This window comes from Cryptosporangium sp. NPDC051539 (assembly GCF_044454545.1).
Taxonomy (GTDB): Bacteria; Actinomycetota; Actinomycetes; order Mycobacteriales; family Cryptosporangiaceae; genus Cryptosporangium.
Genome location: NZ_JBITDV010000002.1, coordinates 336,091 through 357,286, shown reverse-complemented (window position 1 = coordinate 357,286; position 21,196 = coordinate 336,091). Strand labels below are relative to the sequence as shown.

The window sequence follows — 21,196 nt, the reverse complement described above, 5'->3', positions numbered from 1 at the left end:
GGACGAGATGCGCCCCGTACTCCTGGACCTGGCCGGTTTCGGCTCGTTCCGCGAGCCGGCCCAGGTCGACTTCGCCGAGGCCGACTACTTCGCGCTGGTCGGCCCCACCGGCGCCGGCAAGTCGACGGTGATCGATGCGATCACGTTCGCGCTCTACGGCAACGTGCCCCGCTGGGACGACAAACGCCTGGTCAAGCTCGCGCTGTCACCGACGGCCACCCGCGGCACGGTCCGCCTGGTGTTCGACGTCGGGCCGCAGCGGTACGTGGCCGTCCGCGAGATGCGGCGCACGGCCCAGGGCAACGTCAACGTCAAGAACGCCCGGCTCGAGCGTCTCGCCGACAACTCCACGCTCGGCGACCTCGAGGACGAGTCCGACCTGGTCGCCGCCGACAACGAGGTCACCGGCGCGGTCGAGCGGCTCCTGGGGCTCACGTTCGAGAACTTCTGCACCTGCGTGGTCCTGCCCCAGGGCGACTTCGCCGATTTCCTGCACGCCCGCCCCGCCGACCGGCAGAAGATCCTGGTCAAGCTCCTCGGCCTGGAGGTCTACGAGCAGATCGGCCAGGCCGCCAACACCGAGGCGCGCCAGCAGGCCACCAACGCCGAGCTGCTCGCCGACCAGCTGCTCCGCTACGGCGACGTCTCCGACGAGGCCCGGCGCGACGCCGAGGCCCGCATCACCGCGCTGGCCGACGCCGAGGCCAGGGTGGCCACCGCGCTCCCGACGCTGACCGCGGCCGCCGACGAGGCCCGTGCCGCCCGCCGGACCGTCGCGCGCCTCACCGAGGAGCGCGCGCACCTGGCCGCGGTCGAGGTCCCGGCCGGCCTCGCCGACCTGGACGCCGCCCTCCGCACCGCCCGTGAGGCCTCCCAGCAGGCGGATACCGCCGTCCGGAACGCCGAAACCGCCGACTCGGAGGCCCGCGCCGCGCTGGCCGCCGCCCCCGCCCGGGGTCCGCTGGAGGCCGCCCTCCGGGCCCGCGTCGAGCTGGACGCGCTGGTCACCGGCCGCCCCGGGCTCGTGACGACCCGGTCCGATGCCGCCGAGGCGCAAGGCCGGGCCGAGAAGCTGGTCACCGAGGCCGACCGGGCGGTCGAACAGGCCCGCCTGGCCCAGGTCGCCGCGGCCGCCGACGCCGACGCGGCCCGCGAGACCGTGGCCCACCTGACCCGCGAACGGCAGCAGCTCGCCACCGTCCGGGCCCCCGACGGCCTCTCCGAGCTCGACACCCGCCTGCGCTCGGCCCGCGAGGCGTCGTCCCGCGCCGGGTCGGCCCTGGCCGAGGCCGAGGCGGCGGATTCGGCCGCCCGCGCCGCGGTCGCCTCCGCCCCGCCCCGCGGGCCGGTCGAGTCCGCGCGCCGCGCGCGGGTGGAACTCGATCGGCTGACCGAGGGCCGTCCGGTGCTGTCCGAGCGTCAGGCGGACGCTCTGCGGCGCGCCACCGAGGCCGCGGACGCCGTCCGCCGGGCCCAGGAGGCACTCGACGCCGCCCGCGAGGCGCGCGAGGCCGGGGCCCGGCAGCGCACGGCCGCGGTGTTGCGCCCGCATCTGGTCGCGGGTGAGCCGTGCCCGGTGTGCGAGCAGACGGTGGCCACGCTGCCGCCGCCGCTCGACGACGAGGGCGGCGTCGCCGGGGCCGAGGCCGCCGTCCGGGAGGCGCAGCGGGCCGCCGACGCCGCGTCCGCCGACCGGTCGTCGGCCCTGGCGGCCGCACAGTCGGCGGAGACCGCGCTGGCCACCGCCGACGAGCAGGCGACCGCGCTGCGGCACGCGCTCGGAGACCGGGAGCTCCTCCTCGCCGTGCACGGCGAGGGCGCGGCCCCGGTCGAGATCGTGACGCTGGACGACATCGACCGGTGGCTCGGGGCCCGCGACGCCCTGGACGCCGCGGCCCGCGCCGCCGACCTCGAGCTGGTGGCCGCCCGCAACGCCCGCGACGGCGCCGAGCGGGACGCGGCGAAGGTCGACGCCGAGGCCACCGGAGTGAGGTCGGCGCTGCGCGACCAGCGGGACGCGCTGGCACCGCTCGGTGCCCCCGGTGGCCTCGTCGAGGACGTGGCCGCGGGCTGGGCGGCGCTGGCGAGCTGGGCGGCGTCCGCGGCCGCCGAGCGGAGTGCCGCGCTGGCCGACGCCGGGAAGCGCGCCGCGCACACCGAGCAGATCCGGGCCGAGACCGATCGCCGCCTGGCCGAGTGCACCGACCGGCTCGCGGCCGCGCGCACGGCGCACACCGAGGCGTCCAGGGCCGAGCAGCGCGCAGTGGCCGATCTGGCCGCCGCCGACCGCTCGGCGGCCGCGCTCACCGCGCAGCTCGGAGACGCTCCGGACGCGTCGGCCTTGGCCGGGACGCTCGCCGAGCTCGACGCGCTCGACCGGGCCGCCCGCGACGCCGACGGGACGCTGCGTGCGGCCCGCACCGCGCTGACCGCGGCGCAGCGGGCCGAGAAAGCGGCCTACGACCGGGTCGCGACGACCGTGCGCGGGTTGATCGCGATCCGCGAGCCGCTGGTGCCGCTCGGCGCACCGGCGATCCCGTCCGACGACCCGGTCGGCGGCTGGCGCTCGTTCGCCGCCTGGGCCGCCGACGCCGAGGCCGCCCGCGCCGGGCAGCTCGACGCCGCCGCCGAGGCGGTGCGCACCGCCGACGACACGCTCGCCGGCCGCGAGCGCGCGCTGAGCACCCTGCTCACCGAACTGGGGATCCCCCTCGCCGCCGGGGCCGACGCCGCCGGAGCCGACGCGGGCACGCCTCCCCGGCCGCTCGCGGAGACGGCTCCGGCGGCGGTGGCCACCGCGCTCGCCGACGCCCGGGCCGTCGAACGGCGGCTCGCCGAGCGTCGGCGCGAGGCCGCTGAGCTCACCGAACGCCGCGACGCCGCCGAGTCGGCCCAGCAGGTCGCACGGCAGCTCGGCCTCCTGCTCCGGTCGGACGCGTTCCCGCGCTGGCTGGTCGCGTCCGCGCTCGACCTGCTGGTCGCCGAGGCCTCCGCGACGCTCGACGACCTCTCCGGCGGCCAGTTCGCCCTCACCCACGAGGCCGGCGAGTTCGTCATCGTCGACCACGCCGACGCCGACGCCCAGCGCCCGGTCAAGACGCTCTCCGGCGGCGAGACGTTCCAGGCGAGCCTCGCGCTCGCACTGGCGCTCTCCGCCCACGTCAGCACGATGGCCGCCTCGGGCGCCGCCCGTCTCGACTCGATCTTCCTCGACGAGGGCTTCGGCACCCTCGACGAAGCGACGCTCGAGGTCGTGGCCGCGACGCTGGAGAACCTCGCCGCCGGTGGCGACCGCATGGTCGGGCTGGTCACGCACGTGGCCGCGCTGGCCGAGCGGGTGCCGGTACGGTTCGAGGTCAGCCGCGACCAGCGCACGTCGACGGTAACGAAGGTGATGCAGTGAGGTTCAGCGTCGACGCCTGGGACCCGGGCTACGGCACCAGCACGGAGGACGACGCCGCCCGCACCAAGTCCAGCGCGCGCGTCGAACTCGACGTCGAGCGCGACCCCGGCGACTGGAAGCCGGTCGAGCCCCGGCCCGTCCAGCAACCGGCCGCGGTGCTGTTCGTCGACGGCGTCCGGCGCATCGACGCCCAGCTCTGGGTGCACGCGGGCGAAGAGACCACCGCCTCGCTGGCGATCTGCGCGTCCTACGCGGCCGGCGTCGTCTGCTGCACCGCGAACGGCGCCACCGTGCCGACCGTCGCCGTCCGCCGGGGCGTCTTCACCGCGGCCGAGAACGCGGCTCCGGTCGTCACGAATGCCGGCACCTACGCACTGCAGAAGGTCAAGCGCGACGACCCCGACGCGCTGAGCCTCGGTCTCCAGAGCCAGCTCGCCGACGTCGAACTCGAGGCCGCCCGCCGGGCCCGCGAGAGCCTCCGGCACGACGAGGACCTGCTCGTGCTCGACGGGCCGCTCAAGGGCCGTCAGCACCTGCCCCGGGCGATCGGGTTCATCAAGACCCACCGGGCCGAGTACCTCCCGGCCCAGCTCAACGGCGTCGTCGCCCGGCTCGACCCGGCGCACCGGTCACCGGTCTTCCGGATGGGGACGTCGTGGGACCGGTACGCCTGGTACCTGCGGCTGCCGGGCGGGGCCGGCGCACCGTGGGCGGGCGTCGTGCGGGTCGAGTGCGCGGCCGATCTCACCGCCGGCGACGCGGTCGCGCTGGCGAACCTCAGCCAGGAGACGCTCTGCCGGTACGCGTCGGTCGAGTTCAAGGACTCGCGCGCACCACAGAACCTGTTCCCGATCGCGGGCCTGGAACGCGCGCTCCGGCGTCGGCTCGGCGACTCCGCGCTCCTCTACCGGGCCCTCCGGGCGGCCGCTCGCGCCTGATTTCGCGCCTTAGGTGGTATTAATACCTATAGGCGGCGAAAGAGAGGGGCTGGGGCGTGCGATCGGCGTCCACCAGGATGCGGTTCGGCTTCGTGATCATCGGCGCGTTTCTGCTGCTCTCCGCCGTACTGGAGTTCGCCGCGGCCAGCGCGTTCGCCGGTCTCCTCTCGCTGGGCGGCATCGTCCTCGTCGGCTTGGTCGGCCTTCGCCTGACCAGGGAGATCGCCACCCCGCTCGACGTCCTCAGCCGGGTTCTCACCCGCGCCGCCGCCGGCGACCGCACCGCCCGCGCCTCGGCCGCCGGGACCCGAGACAACCCGGTCTACCACGCCACCGACCACCTGCTCGCCGCCTACGAGCACGCGGTCGCGGTCGAGGAGGCCCGGCAGGTCGTCCGGCGCCTGGCCGAACCGCACGGCGCCCCCAGCCCCTCCAACGTCGACGTGCGCACCACGCTCCAGGACGTCGTCCGGCGGATCGGAGCCGTGCTCGACGTCGACCGGGTGTTCCTCCGGATCTCCGAGACGCTGGCCGAAGACCACCGCCCGTTCGTGGCCCAGTGGCACCGCGAGGGGCTCGAGCCCGCCCCCGAGGACCTCCCGATCCTGCCCCGGGATCCGCACTCCTCCGACTCGGCCGGCACCGCCGACGTCCACACGAACCTGCGCGCCGACCCGATCCTGTACGGCGACACCCCGCGAGCCAGGGCCGCCCGCACGCTCTCCGAGGGCGCCAACGCCCGCGCGCTGGTGTCGCTCCAGGTCAGCGCGGCCGGCACGCCCTGCGGTGGCCTCCTGGTGATGGACAGCGCCGGTCCCCGCAACTGGTCCGCCGGTGAGCTCGACGTGCTCACCTCGATCGCCGCCGACCTGAGCCGGATGATGGAGAACGCGAAGCTGGCCGCCGAGCATCGTCGCCTCGAACGCGACCGGGAGATGTTCACCGCGACCGCGTCCCACGAGTTGCGGACGCCGCTCGCCAGCATGCTCGGCTACCTCGAACTGCTCTCGGTCGGTGACTTCGGCCGGCTCACCGACGAGCAGCAGAACGCGGTCGGCGTCGTCGAACGCAATACCGCCCGCCTGCACGAACTGGTCCTCGACCTGCTGACGGTCTCCGGCATCGCGAAGATCGGCAACCTCGCCGACCGGCCGCCGGTCAGCCTGGGCGAGGTCGCCGGCACCGTCCACGCCGAGACGTCACCGCTGGCGGCCGAGGCGAAGGTCGAACTGCGCTACGACGAGAAGACGGCGTCGACCGTCCTGGGCGACGCACACCTGCTCGAACGCGCGCTCACCGCGCTGGTGCACAACGCGATCGTGTTCACGCCGGCCGGCGGCACGATCACGATCACGGTCGACCGCCAGGACGCCCACACGTCCCGCCTGGTCGTCGCCGACACCGGGATCGGCATCGCCGACTCCGAGTTGCCGCGCGTCCTCGAACCGTTCTACCGGGGCACGAACGCGGTCGAGCGCGGCATCGCCGGATCCGGGCTGGGGCTGTCCATCGTGGCGATGATCATCGAGCAGCACGCCGGGACGATCGAGCTCTCGACCCGTCCCGGGGGCGGCACGGATGTAACGGTCCGGCTGCCGCTGGCGCAGCTCACCACGTCCGCGGCGCGCGGATCGATCATCGGGTGGAGCTGAAACCTCGCGGCAAGCCGGATACGGTTGTCGTCGGCAGGTTTCGTCCCTCGACCTGAATGGACTCCAGTGCCGACGTTCCGCGTGACGCGTTACGTGCTGTCTTACGGGGCGGTCAAGACCGCCGGTGAGCGGCCTTTCCCCTGGCACTCGATCATCCTCGTCTTCGACCCGGACGGGCGCCCGCCGGTGAGCGACGCGGTGGTCTTGTTCACGCCGAGCAACAGCCTCGGCAACCTCAACACCCACAACCGGCTGACCGCCTACCTCCCGGTCGAAGACTTCGACACCTACCACCGGATCCTGCAGACCGAGAGCCCGGTCTTCGCCGAGTGGACCGAAGACAACGGCCGACGCCTCACCAGCTTCTACCTGAAGACCCAGGAGGAACCGGTCGGGGAAGGCCCGGTCGACCGCTCCGAGGGCTACAGCTGATCAGTCCGGTATGGCCCACGCGGGGCGCCGGGATTCCAGCTGCGCGGTGATGCCCTCGTTGGCCTCGTCGGACGCGCAGAGCCGGGCCCAGAGCTCCACCATGGCCGGACCTTCCTGCTCCAGCCGGGCCCGGATCGGCTCGGTGAGCATCGCCTTCGTCGCGGCCAGCGCCCCCGGAGACCCGGCGAGCAGGCTGGCCACGGCGAAGTCCACCGCCGCGTCCAGCATCTCGTCGTCGACGACCTGGCTGACCAGCCCGATCTCCTCGGCGATCCCGGCGTCGATCGTGACGCCGGTCAGGTAGGCGCGGGCGGCCGCGCGGTGGTTCAGCCGGGGCAGCGTGGTGAGCGCGGCCAGCGCCGGAGCCAGGCCGATCCGGGTCTCGGTGAACCCGTAGGTCGCGCTCCGCTCCGAGATCACCAGGTCGCTGGCGCCGATCAGCCCCAGCCCGGCGGCCACCGCCTCGCCGTGCACCCGGGCGACGATCGGCTTGGGCAGCGTCACCATCGCCGTCAGCAGCGTGAACATCGATTGCGCGGCGATCTGCGGCCCGGCGTCACCCGGTTCGGTGAGCTCGGTGAAGTCGGCGCCGGCGCAGAACACCTCGCCCTCGCTGACCAGCACCACGACCCGGACCTCGGCGTCGTCGGCCGCGGTCCGCATCGCGTCGATCAGGCCGGTCACGACCGGCAGCGAGAGCGCGTTCCGGTTGGCCGGGGAGTCGAGCATGACAACGGCGACCGCCCCGTCCAGGCGGGTCCGCACCAGGGGCCGGCCCACGTCGACGGGTGCCGACGCTCCCATGGTCGATTGCTCCATAAACCCCACAATTGCACATTTCGGCGCGTCAACGAGCTTCCCGGCCCGGTGTCGCCTCCGTGAGGACCCCGCCGGCCAGCCGCAGCCACCGCGTCACGCCGAGCGCGGCCAGGAACGCCTCGTCGTGGCTCACCACCACGAACGCGCCTTGGTAGGCGTCCAGGGCGCTCTCCAGGCGGCCGACGCTCGCCAGGTCGAGGTTGTTCGTCGGCTCGTCGAGCAGCAGCAGCTGCGGTGCCGGCTCGGCGTACAACACGCAGGCCAGCGTCGCCCGTAGCCGCTCGCCGCCGGAGAGCGTCCCGACCGGCAGGTGCGCCCGAGCGCCCCGGAACAGGAACCGGGCCAGCAGCGTCAGCCGTTCGGCCTCCGGGGTCGCCGGGGCGAACGCGGCAAAATTCTCGGCCACGGTCCGGTCGAGGTCCAGCAGATCGAGACGCTGGGACAGGTACGCGGACCGTCCGGCCGCGTGCCGCAGCACCCCGCCCGACGGCGTCAGCTCGCCCGCGAGCAGCCGGAGCAGCGTCGATTTGCCCGCGCCGTTCGCACCCAGCAGCGCGATGCGCTCCGGCCCGCGCACGCTCAGGCTGAGGCCGTCCCCGAACAGCTCCCGCACCCGGACGTCCTGCACGCTCACCACCGTGCGCCCGGCCGGCACCCGGGTGCCGGGCAGGTCGAGCGCGATCCGGTCTTCGTTGCGCAAGGACCGCTCGGCCTCGTCCAGCCGGGCCCTGGCGTCGGACACCCGGGAGTCGTGCGTCGTGTTCGCCTTCGCCGCCGATTCCTGTGCGCTCCGCGCCAGGCCGCCGGCCACGATCCGGGCCAGGCCCGCGCTCTTCAGGTTGCGCGAGGCCGTGCCGGCCCGCCGGGCCGCGCGTTCCCGCGCCTGCTGCGCCTCCCGCTTCTCGCGTCGAAGGTCCTGTTCCGCGCTCCGGACGCTGTTCAGCGCGGCGGTCCGGGCGGCTTCGGTGGCCTCCTCGTACGCGGTGAAGTTGCCCCCGTGGACCTGCAGGGCCCCGCGGTCGAGCTCGGCGATGCGATCCATCCGGTCGAGCAGCGCCCGGTCGTGGCTCACCACCAGGACGCCGCCGCGCCAGTCGTCCAGCACCCGGTAGAGCGCCTGCCGGGCGTCGGCGTCGAGGTTGTTCGTGGGTTCGTCGAGCAGCAGGACGTCGGGCTGCTCGAGCAGGCGCGCGGCCAGTCCGAGCGAGACGATCTCGCCGCCGCTCAGCGTCGTCAGGTGCTGGTCGAACGGCAGGCCGGCGAGGCCGAGCCGGTCGAGGTGCGCGCGGGTGCGCTCCTCGACGTCCCACCGGTCACCGACGGCGGCGAGGACCTCCTCGCTCGCGTCCCCGGATTCGAGGGCGTCGAGCGCGCGGATCACCGGCGCGATGCCGAGCACGTCGGCGACCGTGAGGTCAGCGGCCAGCGGGAGGGTCTGGGGCAGGTAACCGATCGGGCCGGAGACCGTGACGCTGCCACCGGTCGGGCGCAGTTCACCGGCGATCAGCCGGAGCAGCGTGCTCTTCCCGGCGCCGTTCGGCGCGACCAGGCCGGTGCGGCCGGCGCCGAGCGAGAACGACAGCCCGTCGAGCACGACGGTGCCGTCCGGCCAGGAAAACGACAGGTCGGAACAGATGATGGACATGGTCGGGTTTCGACGGTAGCAGGGTTCAGAGACGCTCGAGCGCCTCGACGACCGCGGCGGCTCCGTCTTCGGCCCGGAGGCGGTCGGCGAGTTCCCGCGCCCGATCCCGGTACGCGGGCTCGCGGACGGCGGCTCGGAGAGCGTCCGCCAGGGCCGTAGCAGTGGGGCGGTGCAGGCGGAGAGCCGCGGGCGCGGCGCCGAGCGCCACCGACCGGTGCGCCCAGAGGTGCTGATCGGCCTGCACCGGCACCGGGACCTGCGGGACCCCGGCGCGCAGCGCCGCCGCGGTGGTGCCCGCGCCGCCGTGGTGCAGCACCGCGGCGACGTGCGGGAACAGGTACTGGTGCGGAACGTCGGCGATCGGGTGCACGTCCGGCGCGGGTGCTGCGCCCGTGGCGACGACCCGCAGCCCGAGACGGCGGGCGGCCGCCACCGCGGCGACGGCGAACCGGCGGGCCGCGCCGGAGCCGGAGAGGCTCCCCAGCCCGATGTAGACCGGCGGTGGCCCGGCCGCGAGGAACTCGGCCAGCCCGGCCGGTGGCCGCCAACCGGCCGGGATCTGCGGCCACCAGTACCCCACCACCCGCAGATCCGGACGCCAGTCGGCGGGCCGGTCGAGCATCGCGGGGCTGTAGCCGTACAGGGTCGGGCCGGTGTCGGGAGCGCGGACGCGGTTCGCGGACTCGAGGATCCAGCGCTGGAGTGCCCAGGCGGCGCGGTTGCCGGGGCCGCCGAGCGTGCGGACGCAGGTGACCGGAGGCGCGAACTCCCGGGTCGGATGGGCCGGCTGCAGGAACGTCTGCAGAACCGGGACGCCGAGCCGGCGGACCAGCGGCGCGGCGACGACACCGGTGAGCACCACGTCGACGCCGGGACGGATCGCGTCGGCGACGCCCGCGGAGAGGCGGCTCAGGTAGCGGGTGGCCGCGGGCGCGGCCCGGGGGTCGAGCGACGCGGCGGCCAGGACCGTGCGCGCGTCGCCGGGGAGCGGGCGGAACTCGGTGCCGGTCGCGGTGACGAGCGGGCCGAACCGGGAGTGGGCGGCGATCGCCACCGGATGCCCGGCGGCCCGCAGCCGGGCGGCGAGCCCGGTACAGGGAGCGACGTCCCCGCGTGACCCGGCCGCGACGATCAGAACGCGCATCGGGTCACCGGCCGGAGGCGCAGGGACCGGACGCTCGGGGGGTGGAGCCTCAGGGAGCGGTGCGCCCCGCTCGCCAGGGGGTGGCCGAACCGGCGGCGGCCGCGGTGAGCCGGGTCGCCACCCGGGTGCGGTCGGGGGCGACGCCGTTCGGAGTACGGCCCGGGTGCGTGGCCCGTGGGGGCCAGGTGTTTCCGGTCGCGGTGCCCGGCCCGTCGGCGGGACGGGTGCGGCTTCCCGGGATGCCGGTGACACCCCGGCGGCGGACGGCGGACGGCGGCGGCTGGTTGCCCCGGGCGCGGTCGCGGCGAAGCGTCGCCAGGTAGATCGAGACCTGGTCGGCGGCGCGGCTGAGGTCGAGGCCGAGCCGCTCCTCGATCCGGCCGAGCCGGTAGAGCAGCGTGTTGCGGTGGATGTGGAGCGTCGCCGCGGTCGTCGTCCGATCGAACCCGAACGCGACGAGGGCGTGCAGCGTCGCCTGCAGTTCGGCCGGAAGCGGGTCGTACACCCGGGCACTCAGCGCGTCGCTGACCTCTGGACACAGCTCCACAAGTACCTCAGGCGCGAAATCGGCGAGACCGATCGGGCCGGTCCGCCCGCGCCGCACCGCGACGTCGATCACCACGTGCAGGTCACGGCAGGCGGCGGCGAGCCGGCCGCGGGCCGCGGCGGCACCGACCGCCACCGCGACACCCTCGGTCTCGGCCAGCCAGTCCAGTTGCGACGGCGCCGAGCAGATCCCGTCGATCCGCTCGCCCTCGCTGAACGCGAGCAGGCCGCCCGCCGCCGACAGCTCGGCCGCCAGCCGGGCGTGCTCGGCCGCGCCGGCGCCCCGGTGGGCGGCGGCGAACGGGAGGTAGGGGCCGGTCGTCGAGACGCCGATGTCCTCGGCCAGTTCGACCAGGTCGGGGGTGAGAGCCGCGGCGCCGTCGATCGCGTCGAACAGCCGGCGGAACCGGCGCTCGCGCTCCGACCGGCGGAGGTCCCGGTCGTCGAGGCTGGCCTGCACGACGGCGGCGGTCATCAGGTTGACGAACGCCATCAGCTCCTCGGTCACCGTGACGACGGCCTCGAGGTCGTCCGGGCCGGCCGCCTCGCGCACGGCGCGGAACGCCGCGTCGGCGCCGACCCGGTAGGACCGGAGCATCTCCCCGATCGGCGAGCGGGACGCCGAGGCCGCCCGCAGCGCGAGCGACCGCGTCTCGGACTGGGGCGGCTGGCTCCCGGAGAGCAGCATCCGGGTGAACATCCGGACGTGGTCGTTGACCACCGGCGTCACGGCGGCCCAGCGGGGGTCGGCGGCACGACCGGCCTGCGCGCGGATGGCGGAGACGACCGCGTCGGCGACGGCCTCCCGGTCGACGGCATCGGTGAGGTGCCGGACTCTGTCGCGGTCGGGGTGATCGGACTCGGGCATACGGCTCTCCCACGCAGACGAATAGGGGTTTACCCTGCCGCGCCATTACTCAATGGGATGTCCGGTCCGTACTGCGATAGGTCACGGTTCGGGAATCTTTAAGGTTCGTGAGGCTGGTGTGACCAGTGAGGTTCCGGATCTTCCACAGTGGAAGGCCGGTCTTTGCCTACATATTGACTGGCGATCGTCACACCTCTAGATTCCCGAACCGAGCGGCCGGATGTGTCCTACCCCACATGGCATCGACGCCTGGAGGTTCACCCGTGCGGAAACTGGCTCTACTTCTCCCGATCGTCGTGGTCATCGGGCTGACCGGGTGTTCGTCCTCCAGCGGCGACGACGAATCCGGCCCGATCCGGATCGGACTCACGGTGCCGCTGACCGGCAACTATCAGGCGCTGGGAACCGGTGACCAGCAGGGCGCGAAGATCGCCGTCGCGCAGATCAACGCGTCCGGCGGCATCGACGGCCGGAAGATCGAACTGGTCGTGAAAGACGACAAGACGCAGCCCGACCAGTCGGTGCTCGCGTTCAACGCGCACAAGAGCGAGGGCGCGGTCGCGGTGATCGGCTCGTCGTTCTCGAACTCCGCACTGGCCACCATTCCGCTTGCCGAACGCAACTCGATGCCGTACATCTCGCTGGCCGCGGCCGATCAGCAGGTCGACCCGGTGCGGAAGTTCGCGTTCCAGATCCCCGCGCGCTCGTCGACGTACGCCGAGCAGACGCTGAAGTACTTCCAGTCGGCGAAGATCAGCAAGATCGCGCTGGCCCACGACACGAAGAGCTCGTACGCGGTCGCCGGGTACACGGCGGTGAAGAAGCTGGCCGCGCAGTACGGCGTGACGGTCGTCGTCGACCGGTCGTTCGACACCGGCACGCAGGACTTCAGCGCGGTCTACGCCCCGGTCCGGACGTCCGGCGCGCAGGCGGTGTTCGTCTGGGCGACCGGACCGCCGGCGGTGATCGCGACCAAGCAGTTCGCGGCCGCCGGGCTGTCGATCCCGCTGGTGCTCACCGGCGCGCAGGGCACACCGCTGTTCACGAAGCCGGCCGGGGCGGCGGCCGAGAAGGTCGTGCTGTCGACGGCGATCGGGGTGATCGGGGGCGACCTGCCGGCGTCGCCGCTGAAGACCGCGGTCGACAAGCTGGCCGTGGACTACCAGAAGCAGTACGGCTCCTATCCCCCGCAATTCGCGATCGACGGATACTGCGGGGTGCTGGTGCTGGCCGACGCGCTCAAGTCGGCGGGTTCCACCGACGGGAAGAAGGTGCAGGCCGCGCTGGAGAAGCTGTCGCTGCTGACGCCGAACGGGCGGTACAAGTACAGCGCCTCCGACCACTCCGGACTCTCCACCGACAACGTCGCGATCGCCCAGGTCACCGGCGGGAAGTTCGTTCCGACCTCGTGGATGACCTCGCAGCTGTCGACGAACCTGCCCTCGTGATGCTCGCGGTTTCCGGTCTGTCGAAGTCGTTCGGCGGGGTCTTCGCGGTGCGCGAGGTCTCGGTGGACGTGCCGGCCGGCCAGACCCGCGGTCTGATCGGGCCGAACGGGGCCGGCAAATCGACGCTGTTCAACCTGGTCGCGGGCTTGTTGCGGCCGGACGCCGGGTCGGTGTCCCTGGACGGGCGCCCGCTGACCGGGATGCCGGCGCACCGGCGGGCCGCGGCCGGCATCGCGATCGTGTTCCAGGGCGCGCGGACGTTCCCGGGGCTGTCGTGCGTGGAGAACGTGATGGTGGGCGCGCACACCCAGGCCCGGCACGGGTTCGTCGCGGCGGCGCTGCGGTTGCCCGCCTGCCGCCGGGAAGAGCGGTCGGTGCGGTCCGCCGCGCTGGTGGCCCTGGAGCGGGTGGGGCTACGGGAGTGGGCCGACGTGCCGGCCTCGTCGCTGCCGCTGGGGCAGCAGCGCCGGGCCCAGCTGGCCCGGGCGTTGTGCGCGTCGCCCCGGCTGCTGCTGCTCGACGAACCGGCGGCCGGGCTGCGGGCGGCGGAGCGCACCGCGCTGGCCGAGGTACTGGAGGAGCTGCGGTCGGAGGGGCTGACGATGATGCTCGTCGAGCACGACGTCGGGTTCGTCTCGCGGCTGGCCGACGAGGTGACGGTGCTGGATCTGGGGTCGGTGATCGCGTCCGGCCCGCCGGCCGCGGTGCGGAGCGACCCGGCCGTGGTGAAGGCGTATCTGGGAGACGGGTCCCATGCTTGAGGTGCGGGATCTGGTGGTGCGGTACGGAACCGCGACGGCGCTGGACGGGATCTCGCTGACCGTCGCCGCCGGGGAGATGGTGGCGCTGGTCGGCGCGAACGGGGCCGGGAAGTCGACGCTGGTGAACACGCTGTCGGGTGTCGTGCCCGCGTTCTCCGGCGCGGTGCGGGTCGACGGCCGGCTGGCTCAGGTGCCCGAGGGCAGGCAGTTGTTCGCGACGCTGTCGGTCGAAGACAACCTGCGGCTGGGAGCGTGGGGGCTCCCCCGCGCCCGGCGGGATCCGGCCCGGATCTACTCGCTGTTCCCGGATCTGGTGTCGTTGCGGAACCGGCCGGCCGGCTCGTTGTCCGGCGGCCAGCAGCAGATGGTCGCGGTCGGCCGCGCGCTGATGGCCGACCCGGACCTGCTCGCGGTGGACGAACTCTCGCTGGGGCTGGCCCCGATGGTCGTGCGCGACCTCGCGGCCCACCTGGCTGCACTGAACCGGGACCGGGGGCTCGCGGTGCTGCTGATCGAGCAGGAGACGACGCTGGCGTTCTCGCTGTGCAGCCGGGGTTACGTGCTGGAGGCCGGACGGGTCGTGGCGTCCGGGCCGTCGTCGTCGCTGCGGACGGACCCGGCCGTGGTCTCCGCGTACCTGGGAGGCCTGCCGGGATGAGCGAGTTCCTCGGGTACGTGATCGCCGGGGCGGCGCTCGGCTGCACGATCGCGCTGCTGGCCAGCGGGTTCGTCGTCGTGCACCGGGTGACCGGGGTGGTGAACTTCGCGCAGGGCCTGTTCCCGGTGGTGGCCGGGCTCGCGGCGGGGACGTTCCTGACCTGGTGGCCGCATGGCATCGGCGAACTGCTGGCGGTGGGGCTGGCCGGCCTGGTCGGCCTCGTCGTCGGGGTGGTGGCGATCGGGAAGCCGGGGACGCCGCTGCTGGCGTCGCTGGTGATCACGTTCGGGCTCGGCTTCCTCGGCTACGCGATCGAGATCGTCGTCTGGGGTGATCAGCCGCGGAGCTTCGACGGGCTGTCGGGCGTGCTGACGGTCGGCGGGGTGCGGATCCAGCACCAGTGGATGCTGGTGTTCGCGGTGGCGCTGGCCGTGTTCGCGGCGCTGGGCCTGTTCTTCGGCCGGACCTATCTCGGCAAGGGGCTCACCGCGTGCGCGGCCAACCCGTACGCCGCCCGGCTGGCCGGCATCAACGTCCGGCGGATGGGGCTGTACGCGTTCGGGCTCGCCGGTCTGCTCGGCGGAGTCGCCGGTGTGCTGCTGACGCCGCTGCAGTCGATCGCGTTCGACCGGGACGTCGCTCTCGCGGTGAACGGGTTCGCCGCGGCGGTGCTGGGCGGACTGGACAAACCCGGCACCGCGCTGGCCGGCGGGCTGCTGCTCGGCATCGGCCAGACGCTGTTCGCCGGGTACGTCGACGGCTCGTTCCAGACCGAGGTGGCGCTCGGGTTCATGGTGCTGGTGATGATCGTCCGGGCCGTCCGGACCCGGGACGCGGTGGCGGTATGAAGACCGGGGTGGCCTTCGCGGTCGTCGCACTCGGGTTGCCGTTCGTGCTGGACGACACCCGGATGTCGATCTACGTCCTGATGGGGCTGGCGGTGCTGGCCGTCACCGGGGTCTCGCTGCTGATGGGTTACGCCGGGCAGGTGTCGCTCGGGCAGGCCGCGTTCTACGCGGTCGGGGCGTACACGGCGGCGATCCCGGCGGTGCACGGGTGGCCGCCGGTGATCGGCCTGGTCCTCGCGCCGCTCGTCGCCGCCGGGGCCGCGGCCGGGCTGGGGGCGCTGTTGTTGCGGCTCCGGGGCCACTACCTGGCGTTCGCCACGCTCGCGCTGCAGCTGATCATCCTGTCGGTGGCGGCCGAGATCGACGTGTTCGGCGGCGCGATCGGGCTGCAGGGGATTCCGCTGCTGGGCGTGGGTTCGTTCGAGCTGACGGCCCCGCGCGAGTACGCCTGGCTGACCTGGACCCTGGTGGCCGTCGTCCTGCTGCTCACCGCGAACATCGTGAGCAGCAGGCCGGGACGGGCGCTGCGGGCGCTGGCCGGCAGCGAGCAGGTCGCCGCGGCGAGCGGGATTCCGGTGATCCGCTACAAGGTGACGGTGTTCGCGCTCTCGGCGGCGTACGCCGGGCTGGCGGGCGGGATCTACGCGTTCTTCCTCGGCTACATCGCGCCGGGCTCGTTCACGATCGCGATGTCGGTCGAGTGGGTCGTGATGGCGGTGTTCGGCGGGCTCGGCACCCGGTGGGGGCCGGTCGTCGGCACGGTCTCGGTGACGCTGGTCGTGCAGGTGCTCAACGACCTGAGCACCCGGCCCGGCGCTCCGAGCTACGCGCCCACCGTGCTCGGGTACGCGGCCTACGCGGTACTGCTGATCGGGGTCCTGCTCTTTCTGCCCTCGGGGGTGGTACCCGCGCTGTCGTCGGTGTTCCGGCGGCGGCCGGACGGCGGTCACGGCGGCGACGGGCCGGTTCGTATGATCCGGGAGTGGCGCCCATCGAAATCGCGAGCCACGACGCCCCCGTGAACGGGGTTCCGCTACCCCGGCGGCAGGCCGGAACCTCTCCCCAGCACCTGCTGGTGACGCTGCTCGGCGACTACTGGAACGGACGCCGGGAGCACCTGCCGTCGGCGGCGCTGGTGGCACTGGTCGAACAGTTCGACGTGGGCGAGGTGAGCGCCCGGGCCGCGCTGCGCCGGCTGGCTCGCCGGGGCGCGCTGGAGTCGAGCAAGGTCGGACGCAACACGTACTACGGGCTGTCGGCGTCCGCGACCCGGACGATCGTCGCGAGTTCGAGCCGGATCGTGTCGCTGGGCATCGAGGACCAGCCGTGGGGTGGCGTCTGGACGGTGGCCACGTTCTCGCTGCCCGAGGAGCAACGGGATCTGCGGCACCTGTTGCGCAGCCGGTTGCGCTGGCTCGGCTTCGCGCCGTTGTTCGACGGGGTGTGGGTCTCGCCGCGGGCGTCGGCCGACGAGGTCCGGGCGTTCCTCGACGAGCTCCGGATCGGCTCGGCCGCGGTGTTGCGGGCCCAGGAGGCGGTGGGGACGCCGCTGATCTCGGCTTGGGACCTGGACGAGATCCGCGCGGCCTACGAGGCGTTCCTCGCCGACACCGGCCCGTTGCGTTCGCGGCTGGACGGCGGTGACGTGGGTTCCGCGGAGGCCCTGATCGCCCGGACCCGGCTCATGGACGTGTGGCGCACGTTCCCGGCGCTGGACCCGGATCTGCCCGAGGCGGTGCTGCCGGCCGACTGGCCGCGACGCCAGGCCAGGGCGGTGTTCGGGGAGCTGTACGACGCGCTGGGGCCACTGGCCGAGGCTCGGGTCCGTCAGGTGCTGTCACGGTTCGACCCGGCGCTGGCCGCGCTGGCCAAGCACCACACGACCGCCGAGTGGTGAGACCGCTCAGAACGGGGCGTCGTCGGCGGCGGCCTGCGGGAGCCGCTTGAACGGATCCCGGCCCCCGATGATCTCCCCGGTCACCGGGTTCACGGTCACCGGCGGCTCGCCCGAAGGCACGTCGCCCGCCTCGCTCCGGCGCGTCGCCCAGGCCGGGAACGGGAACTCCACCGCCAGCGGCACCGGAATCTCGGGCTGCGCGACGAACATCGTGCCGGGTTTCGCCAGCGTCACCCGCGTGCGCTGGCCCGGCGGCAGGAAGCCGTACTCGGGCCGACCGGCCTCGGCCGGATCCAGCCGCCCCACCACCTTGATCGAGCTGTTCGAGATGATCCGTCGCTCGACCTCACTGGCGGTCTGCTGCGCTCCGATCAGGATGATGCCGAGCGACCGGCCGCGCTCGGCGATGTCGAGCAGCACCTCCTTGATCGGGCTCGACCCCTCGCGCGGCGCGTACTTGTTCAGCTCGTCGAGCATCGTGAACAGCAGCCCGCCCGACCCGGCCTCTTCCTTGCGCCGGGTCTCGGCCGCGAGCACGACACCGACGACGAACCGCTGGGCCCGCTCGGGCAGGTTGTGCAGGTCGACGACCGTCAGCTGCTGGTTCTCGGTGGACACCCGCCGCAGCGGCGACTCGGGCAGGTCGCCGCGGATCAGCGGCCGCAACGCCCGCAGCGACGACCGCAGCCGGCGCAGGAACGCGTTCACGGTGCCCGCCCCGGTCACCGGACCCGCCCAGGCCGGGCGGGTGTTGTCGTCGCCCAGCTTGTCGGCGATCAGGTCGACCAGCTGGTCGTACGTCCGCACCGGACGCCCGTCGACGGTCACCGCGCCGTCGGTGCCGGACGGCACGGCGTCCATCCGCAAACGCGCCGCGACCTGGTGGATGACCATCGTGTACTGGTTGCGCTCGTCCTCGGCGTCGGCGAACGCGAACGGCAGCAGCTCGTCGCGGCAGAACTCGGCGATCGTCCACCAGAACGCGTTGACGCCGGTGGCCCGCTCGCGGACGTCGGGCCGGCCGGTCAGATCGCCGGGAAGCGGTGGCGCGTAGAACCCGACGGACTTGAACGGCTCGGCGGGCAGGCCCATGATGCCGTACTGCGCGCGCAGCGTCTCGTCCAGCTTGGTGTTGGTGTGGTCGAGGAACAGCAGGTCCTCGCCCTTGACGCTGAAGATCAGCGCCTTCGTGTTCACCGCCCGGCGGCCCAGCACGCCCGAACGGAACAGCGAGTACAACAGGAACAGCGCGAAGCTGGTCTTGGTCGCGACGCCGGACACGCCGGAGATCGAGACGTGCGCGCCGCGGGTGCCGTCGAGGAAGTCGAGGTTGACGTAGATCGGCGTGCCGTCGCGCCCCAGGCCGACCGGGACCTTCCGTTCCATCCGGTCGAAGTAGAGCGCGATCGCGCGCTCTTCGCCGGTGGCCCGCCGCACCGGCTCGCCCGGCCGCGGCGGGACGTACACCTCGGGCTCGACCCGGGTGGTCGCGATCTCCGCGACCTCCTGCACCTGGGCCGGCAGCACGCCGTCGGCGATCAGGAACACGTCGGAGCTGAACTGCGCGCCCTCGTGCCGTGCGGTGACCTGGGTGACGACACCGGCGGTCAGCACCGGGCCCAGGCCCGGAACGTCGCGCACCGTGACCACGACGTCGTCGAGCTGCAGGTACGCGTCGTCCCGGAGCGCGACGTGGAACGAGAGCGGCGTCGCGTCTTCGGTGCCGAGGACGCGCCCCACCCACGGGAGCACGGTCTGCTCGTCGGCGCCGGACGACCTCTGAGGTACCACTGCAGTCACGCGAAGGACGCTACCCCAAGGGTGGGACGAAGCTGCTCCGCCAGCTCCGCACCCGGCACCGGACGCGAGAACAGGTAGCCCTGGGCCTTCCGGTAGCCGAGCTCGACCAGCCGCTCGGCCTGCGCGGCGTCCTCCACGCCCTCGGCCACCGTGTCGAGGTCGAGACCTCGCGCGACCTGGGCCAGGAACTCGACGATCACCGCGCGGTCACCGGGCTCGGTCACCCCGTCGACGAACGACTTGTCCACCTTGAGGATGTCGACCGGGCAGGTCAGCAGCAGCCCCAGCGACGACTGCCCGGTGCCGAAGTCGTCCAGCGCGACCCGCACCCCGAGCGACCGCAGGGCCGCCAGCGACGACACCGCGAGTCCCCCGTGGAACACCGCGGTCTCGGTCACCTCGATGACCAGGCACTCGGCCGGCAGCCCGGAGTCGGCCAGCGCCGCCACCACGTCGTCGACGAAGTCGGGCTCGTCCAGCTGGCGCGGCGAGACGTTCACGCTCATCCGCGACGGCGCCGCCGCGCCGAACGAGGCCCGCCACGCGGCCGCCTGACGGCACGCCTCGCGCAGCACCCAGCGGCCCAGCGGCATGATCAGCCCGCTACGCTCGGCGACCGGGATGAACCGGTCCGGCGGGATGACCCCGCGCTCCGGGTCGTGCCACCGCACCAGCGCTTCCACCCCGGAGATCTGTCCACCCGGCAGCGAGACGATCGGCTGGTAGAGCAGCCGGAAGTCGCCCCGCCCCAGGCCGTCGCGCAGACCGGCGGCCAGGCGGGCCTGGTCGGCGGCGGGGGCGTCCATCGCCGGGTCGAACCGCGCCCAGCCCTCGCCGCTGCTCTTCGCCGCGTACATCGCGACGTCGGCACGGCGGGTCAGCTCGTTCGAGTCCGCACCGGCCCAGCCGTCGGCGATCCCGACGCTGGCCCGGATCCGGAGCTCGTCGCCGGCGATCCGCAGGGGCCGGTCCAGCGACGCGAGGATCCGCTCTGCGGCCACCGCGGGATCGGCGCCCCGGAACAGCACCGCGAACTCGTCGCCGCCCAGCCGGGCGACGGTGTCGTCCGCACCGGTCGCCTCCCGGATCCGGGCGGCGGCCTCGACCAGCAGCGTGTCCCCCACCGCGTGGCCGAGCCGGTCGTTGACCGACTTGAAGTCGTCCAGGTCGATCAAGGCCATCGCGACCTCGGCCGCGCCCCCGCCGGCCAGCGCGGAGTCGATCCGCGAGGCCAGCAGCGCCCGGTTCACCAGCCCGGTGAGCCCGTCGTGCGTCGCCTGGAACGTCATCCGGTTCTCGGACTCGCGAAGGTCGGCCACGGTGGTGTCCAGCCGCCGGAGCAGCCGTCCGTTCTCCCGGAAGCTCACCAGCTGACGGGCACTGACCAGCGCGGTCAGCACCACCGCGCCGACGATCACCGGGCCGGACTCGGCCGGGGACGACAGCGAGTGCAGCAGCAGGCCGTCGGTCGCCGCGACCGCGAGGTACGGCAGCACGTACAGCGACCGGCGCGCCCGCGGGGCCGCGTCTTTTGCCACGACGCCGTCGAGCGCGGCCAGCGTGGACCTCCGCTGGCGCTCGACCGCCGCGGTCAGGAACCCGTACGCGAGCGGGAACGCCAGGAACGAGGTGTTCAGGTAGGGCCGATCGGCGAGCGTGGGCGACAACGCGGCCGCGCTGCACGACGTCAGGGCGGCCAGCGCGAGCAGCTGCAAGGACCCCGGGTGCACCTCCCGGACCCCGGCGAACGAGATCCGCAGCAGCACCAGCACCCCGAGAAATCCGGTCGCCACGGTCGCTACCAGCGGGAGCGCCGACCCGGTGGTCGCCTCGAAATCGTCGACGTTGCGGATCGCGAAGTACCACGAGAACAGCGCCCCACCCGCGACCACCGTGCCGGCGTCCAGACCGAACGTCGCCCACGCCGAGCGGCTCAGGCGGTTCACCGGCACGAGCAGGATCGCCGCGATCATCAGCACCAGGCCGAACAGGTCGAACGCGCTCGTCCGGTCGGACAGCACCTGGGTGGGCTCGCCGTGCGCGAGCGTGTCGAACATCTGGCTGACCGCACCGACGCCGATGCAGCCCGCCGCCAGTGCCATCGTGCGCCAGAACCGGCGGGACGCCTGACCCAGCGGGGTCGAGACCACCAGCCGCACGGTCGCGTAGACCCCGACGGCGACCGAGCCGAGCGGCGCGATCCATCCCACGACCGGTGCGACGATCGGAGCGTTCCAGGCCGCGACCAGGTACGCGAAGCTCAGCAGGGCGCAGACCAGCGCGAGCCGGGTCGCCCGGCCCGGGCGCTCGGTGATTCGAACTCGCACAGCACCCCCT

16 protein-coding genes are annotated in these 21,196 nt (G+C 73.6%); 10 read left to right on the top strand and 6 right to left on the bottom strand.

From position 1 onward, the window contains the following. Window positions 1–7: 7 nt before the first annotated feature. The 4 genes from ACIBZJ_RS07620 to ACIBZJ_RS07605 all read left to right on the top strand — a co-directional run bounded on the left by ACIBZJ_RS07620 (window position 8) and on the right by ACIBZJ_RS07605 (window position 6,425). Window positions 8–3,403, top strand: a complete 3,396-nt coding sequence (locus ACIBZJ_RS07620; protein WP_395926685.1) for an AAA family ATPase — start codon at window positions 8–10, stop codon at window positions 3,401–3,403. Then, the gene (locus tag ACIBZJ_RS07615; protein ID WP_395926683.1) at window positions 3,400–4,341 is read left to right on the top strand and encodes a hypothetical protein; all 942 of its coding nucleotides are present in this window, start codon (window positions 3,400–3,402) and stop codon (window positions 4,339–4,341) included. Before ACIBZJ_RS07620 ends, ACIBZJ_RS07615 begins: the two co-directional genes overlap by 4 nt. Window positions 4,342–4,397: 56 nt before the next feature. Beyond that, window positions 4,398–5,993 carry a sensor histidine kinase gene (locus ACIBZJ_RS07610; RefSeq protein ID WP_395926681.1) on the top strand — a complete coding sequence of 532 codons (1,596 nt, stop codon included), beginning with the start codon at window positions 4,398–4,400 and terminating at the stop codon, window positions 5,991–5,993. Between the two features lie 66 nt (window positions 5,994–6,059). Beyond that, on the top strand, window positions 6,060–6,425 hold the full coding sequence (locus tag ACIBZJ_RS07605) for a hypothetical protein (protein WP_395926678.1): 366 nt from the start codon (window positions 6,060–6,062) through the stop codon (window positions 6,423–6,425). Here ACIBZJ_RS07605 and ACIBZJ_RS07600 read toward each other — a convergent pair whose 3' ends face one another. The 4 genes from ACIBZJ_RS07600 to ACIBZJ_RS07585 are packed head-to-tail and all read right to left on the bottom strand — an operon-like array spanning window position 6,426 to window position 11,447. After that, the gene (locus ACIBZJ_RS07600) at window positions 6,426–7,244 is read right to left on the bottom strand and encodes an enoyl-CoA hydratase-related protein (protein WP_395926676.1); all 819 of its coding nucleotides are present in this window, start codon (window positions 7,242–7,244) and stop codon (window positions 6,426–6,428) included. 28 nt (window positions 7,245–7,272) lie between these two features. Next, window positions 7,273–8,889 carry an ABC-F family ATP-binding cassette domain-containing protein gene (locus ACIBZJ_RS07595; protein WP_395926674.1) on the bottom strand — a complete coding sequence of 539 codons (1,617 nt, stop codon included), beginning with the start codon at window positions 8,887–8,889 and terminating at the stop codon, window positions 7,273–7,275. 25 nt (window positions 8,890–8,914) lie between these two features. After that, complete coding sequence (locus ACIBZJ_RS07590) at window positions 8,915–10,033, bottom strand: glycosyltransferase (protein ID WP_395926672.1); 1,119 nt, start codon at window positions 10,031–10,033, stop codon at window positions 8,915–8,917. Between the two features lie 49 nt (window positions 10,034–10,082). After that, window positions 10,083–11,447, bottom strand: coding sequence for a PucR family transcriptional regulator (locus tag ACIBZJ_RS07585; RefSeq protein WP_395926670.1), 1,365 nt, complete (start codon window positions 11,445–11,447; stop codon window positions 10,083–10,085). Between the two features lie 263 nt (window positions 11,448–11,710). Between ACIBZJ_RS07585 and ACIBZJ_RS07580 the strand changes: the two genes are divergently transcribed. The 6 genes from ACIBZJ_RS07580 to ACIBZJ_RS07555 are packed head-to-tail and all read left to right on the top strand — an operon-like array spanning window position 11,711 to window position 17,059. After that, entirely contained in the window at window positions 11,711–12,895 is a 1,185-nt protein-coding gene (locus ACIBZJ_RS07580) for an ABC transporter substrate-binding protein (RefSeq protein ID WP_395926668.1), read from the top strand. Further along, window positions 12,895–13,656, top strand: a complete 762-nt coding sequence (locus ACIBZJ_RS07575) for an ABC transporter ATP-binding protein (protein ID WP_395927746.1) — start codon at window positions 12,895–12,897, stop codon at window positions 13,654–13,656. Before ACIBZJ_RS07580 ends, ACIBZJ_RS07575 begins: the two co-directional genes overlap by 1 nt. Beyond that, window positions 13,649–14,314 (top strand): ABC transporter ATP-binding protein, encoded by a 666-nt coding sequence (locus ACIBZJ_RS07570; protein ID WP_395926666.1) that lies wholly within the window; start codon window positions 13,649–13,651, stop codon window positions 14,312–14,314. Before ACIBZJ_RS07575 ends, ACIBZJ_RS07570 begins: the two co-directional genes overlap by 8 nt. After that, on the top strand, window positions 14,311–15,162 hold the full coding sequence (locus ACIBZJ_RS07565) for a branched-chain amino acid ABC transporter permease (protein ID WP_395926664.1): 852 nt from the start codon (window positions 14,311–14,313) through the stop codon (window positions 15,160–15,162). The genes ACIBZJ_RS07570 and ACIBZJ_RS07565 overlap by 4 nt, the downstream gene beginning before the upstream one ends. Then, window positions 15,159–16,184: a branched-chain amino acid ABC transporter permease gene (locus ACIBZJ_RS07560; RefSeq protein ID WP_395926662.1), complete on the top strand. Its 1,026-nt coding sequence runs from the start codon at window positions 15,159–15,161 to the stop codon at window positions 16,182–16,184. Before ACIBZJ_RS07565 ends, ACIBZJ_RS07560 begins: the two co-directional genes overlap by 4 nt. Further along, entirely contained in the window at window positions 16,145–17,059 is a 915-nt protein-coding gene (locus ACIBZJ_RS07555; RefSeq protein ID WP_395926660.1) for a PaaX family transcriptional regulator C-terminal domain-containing protein, read from the top strand. The genes ACIBZJ_RS07560 and ACIBZJ_RS07555 overlap by 40 nt, the downstream gene beginning before the upstream one ends. Window positions 17,060–17,065: 6 nt before the next feature. Here the strand turns inward: ACIBZJ_RS07555 and ACIBZJ_RS07550 are convergent, their stop codons facing one another. Beyond that, complete coding sequence (locus ACIBZJ_RS07550; protein ID WP_395926658.1) at window positions 17,066–18,859, bottom strand: ATP-binding protein; 1,794 nt, start codon at window positions 18,857–18,859, stop codon at window positions 17,066–17,068. Further along, the gene (locus ACIBZJ_RS07545; RefSeq protein ID WP_395926656.1) at window positions 18,856–21,186 is read right to left on the bottom strand and encodes a putative bifunctional diguanylate cyclase/phosphodiesterase; all 2,331 of its coding nucleotides are present in this window, start codon (window positions 21,184–21,186) and stop codon (window positions 18,856–18,858) included. Before ACIBZJ_RS07545 ends, ACIBZJ_RS07550 begins: the two co-directional genes overlap by 4 nt. Between the last annotated feature and the right edge of the window lie 10 nt (window positions 21,187–21,196).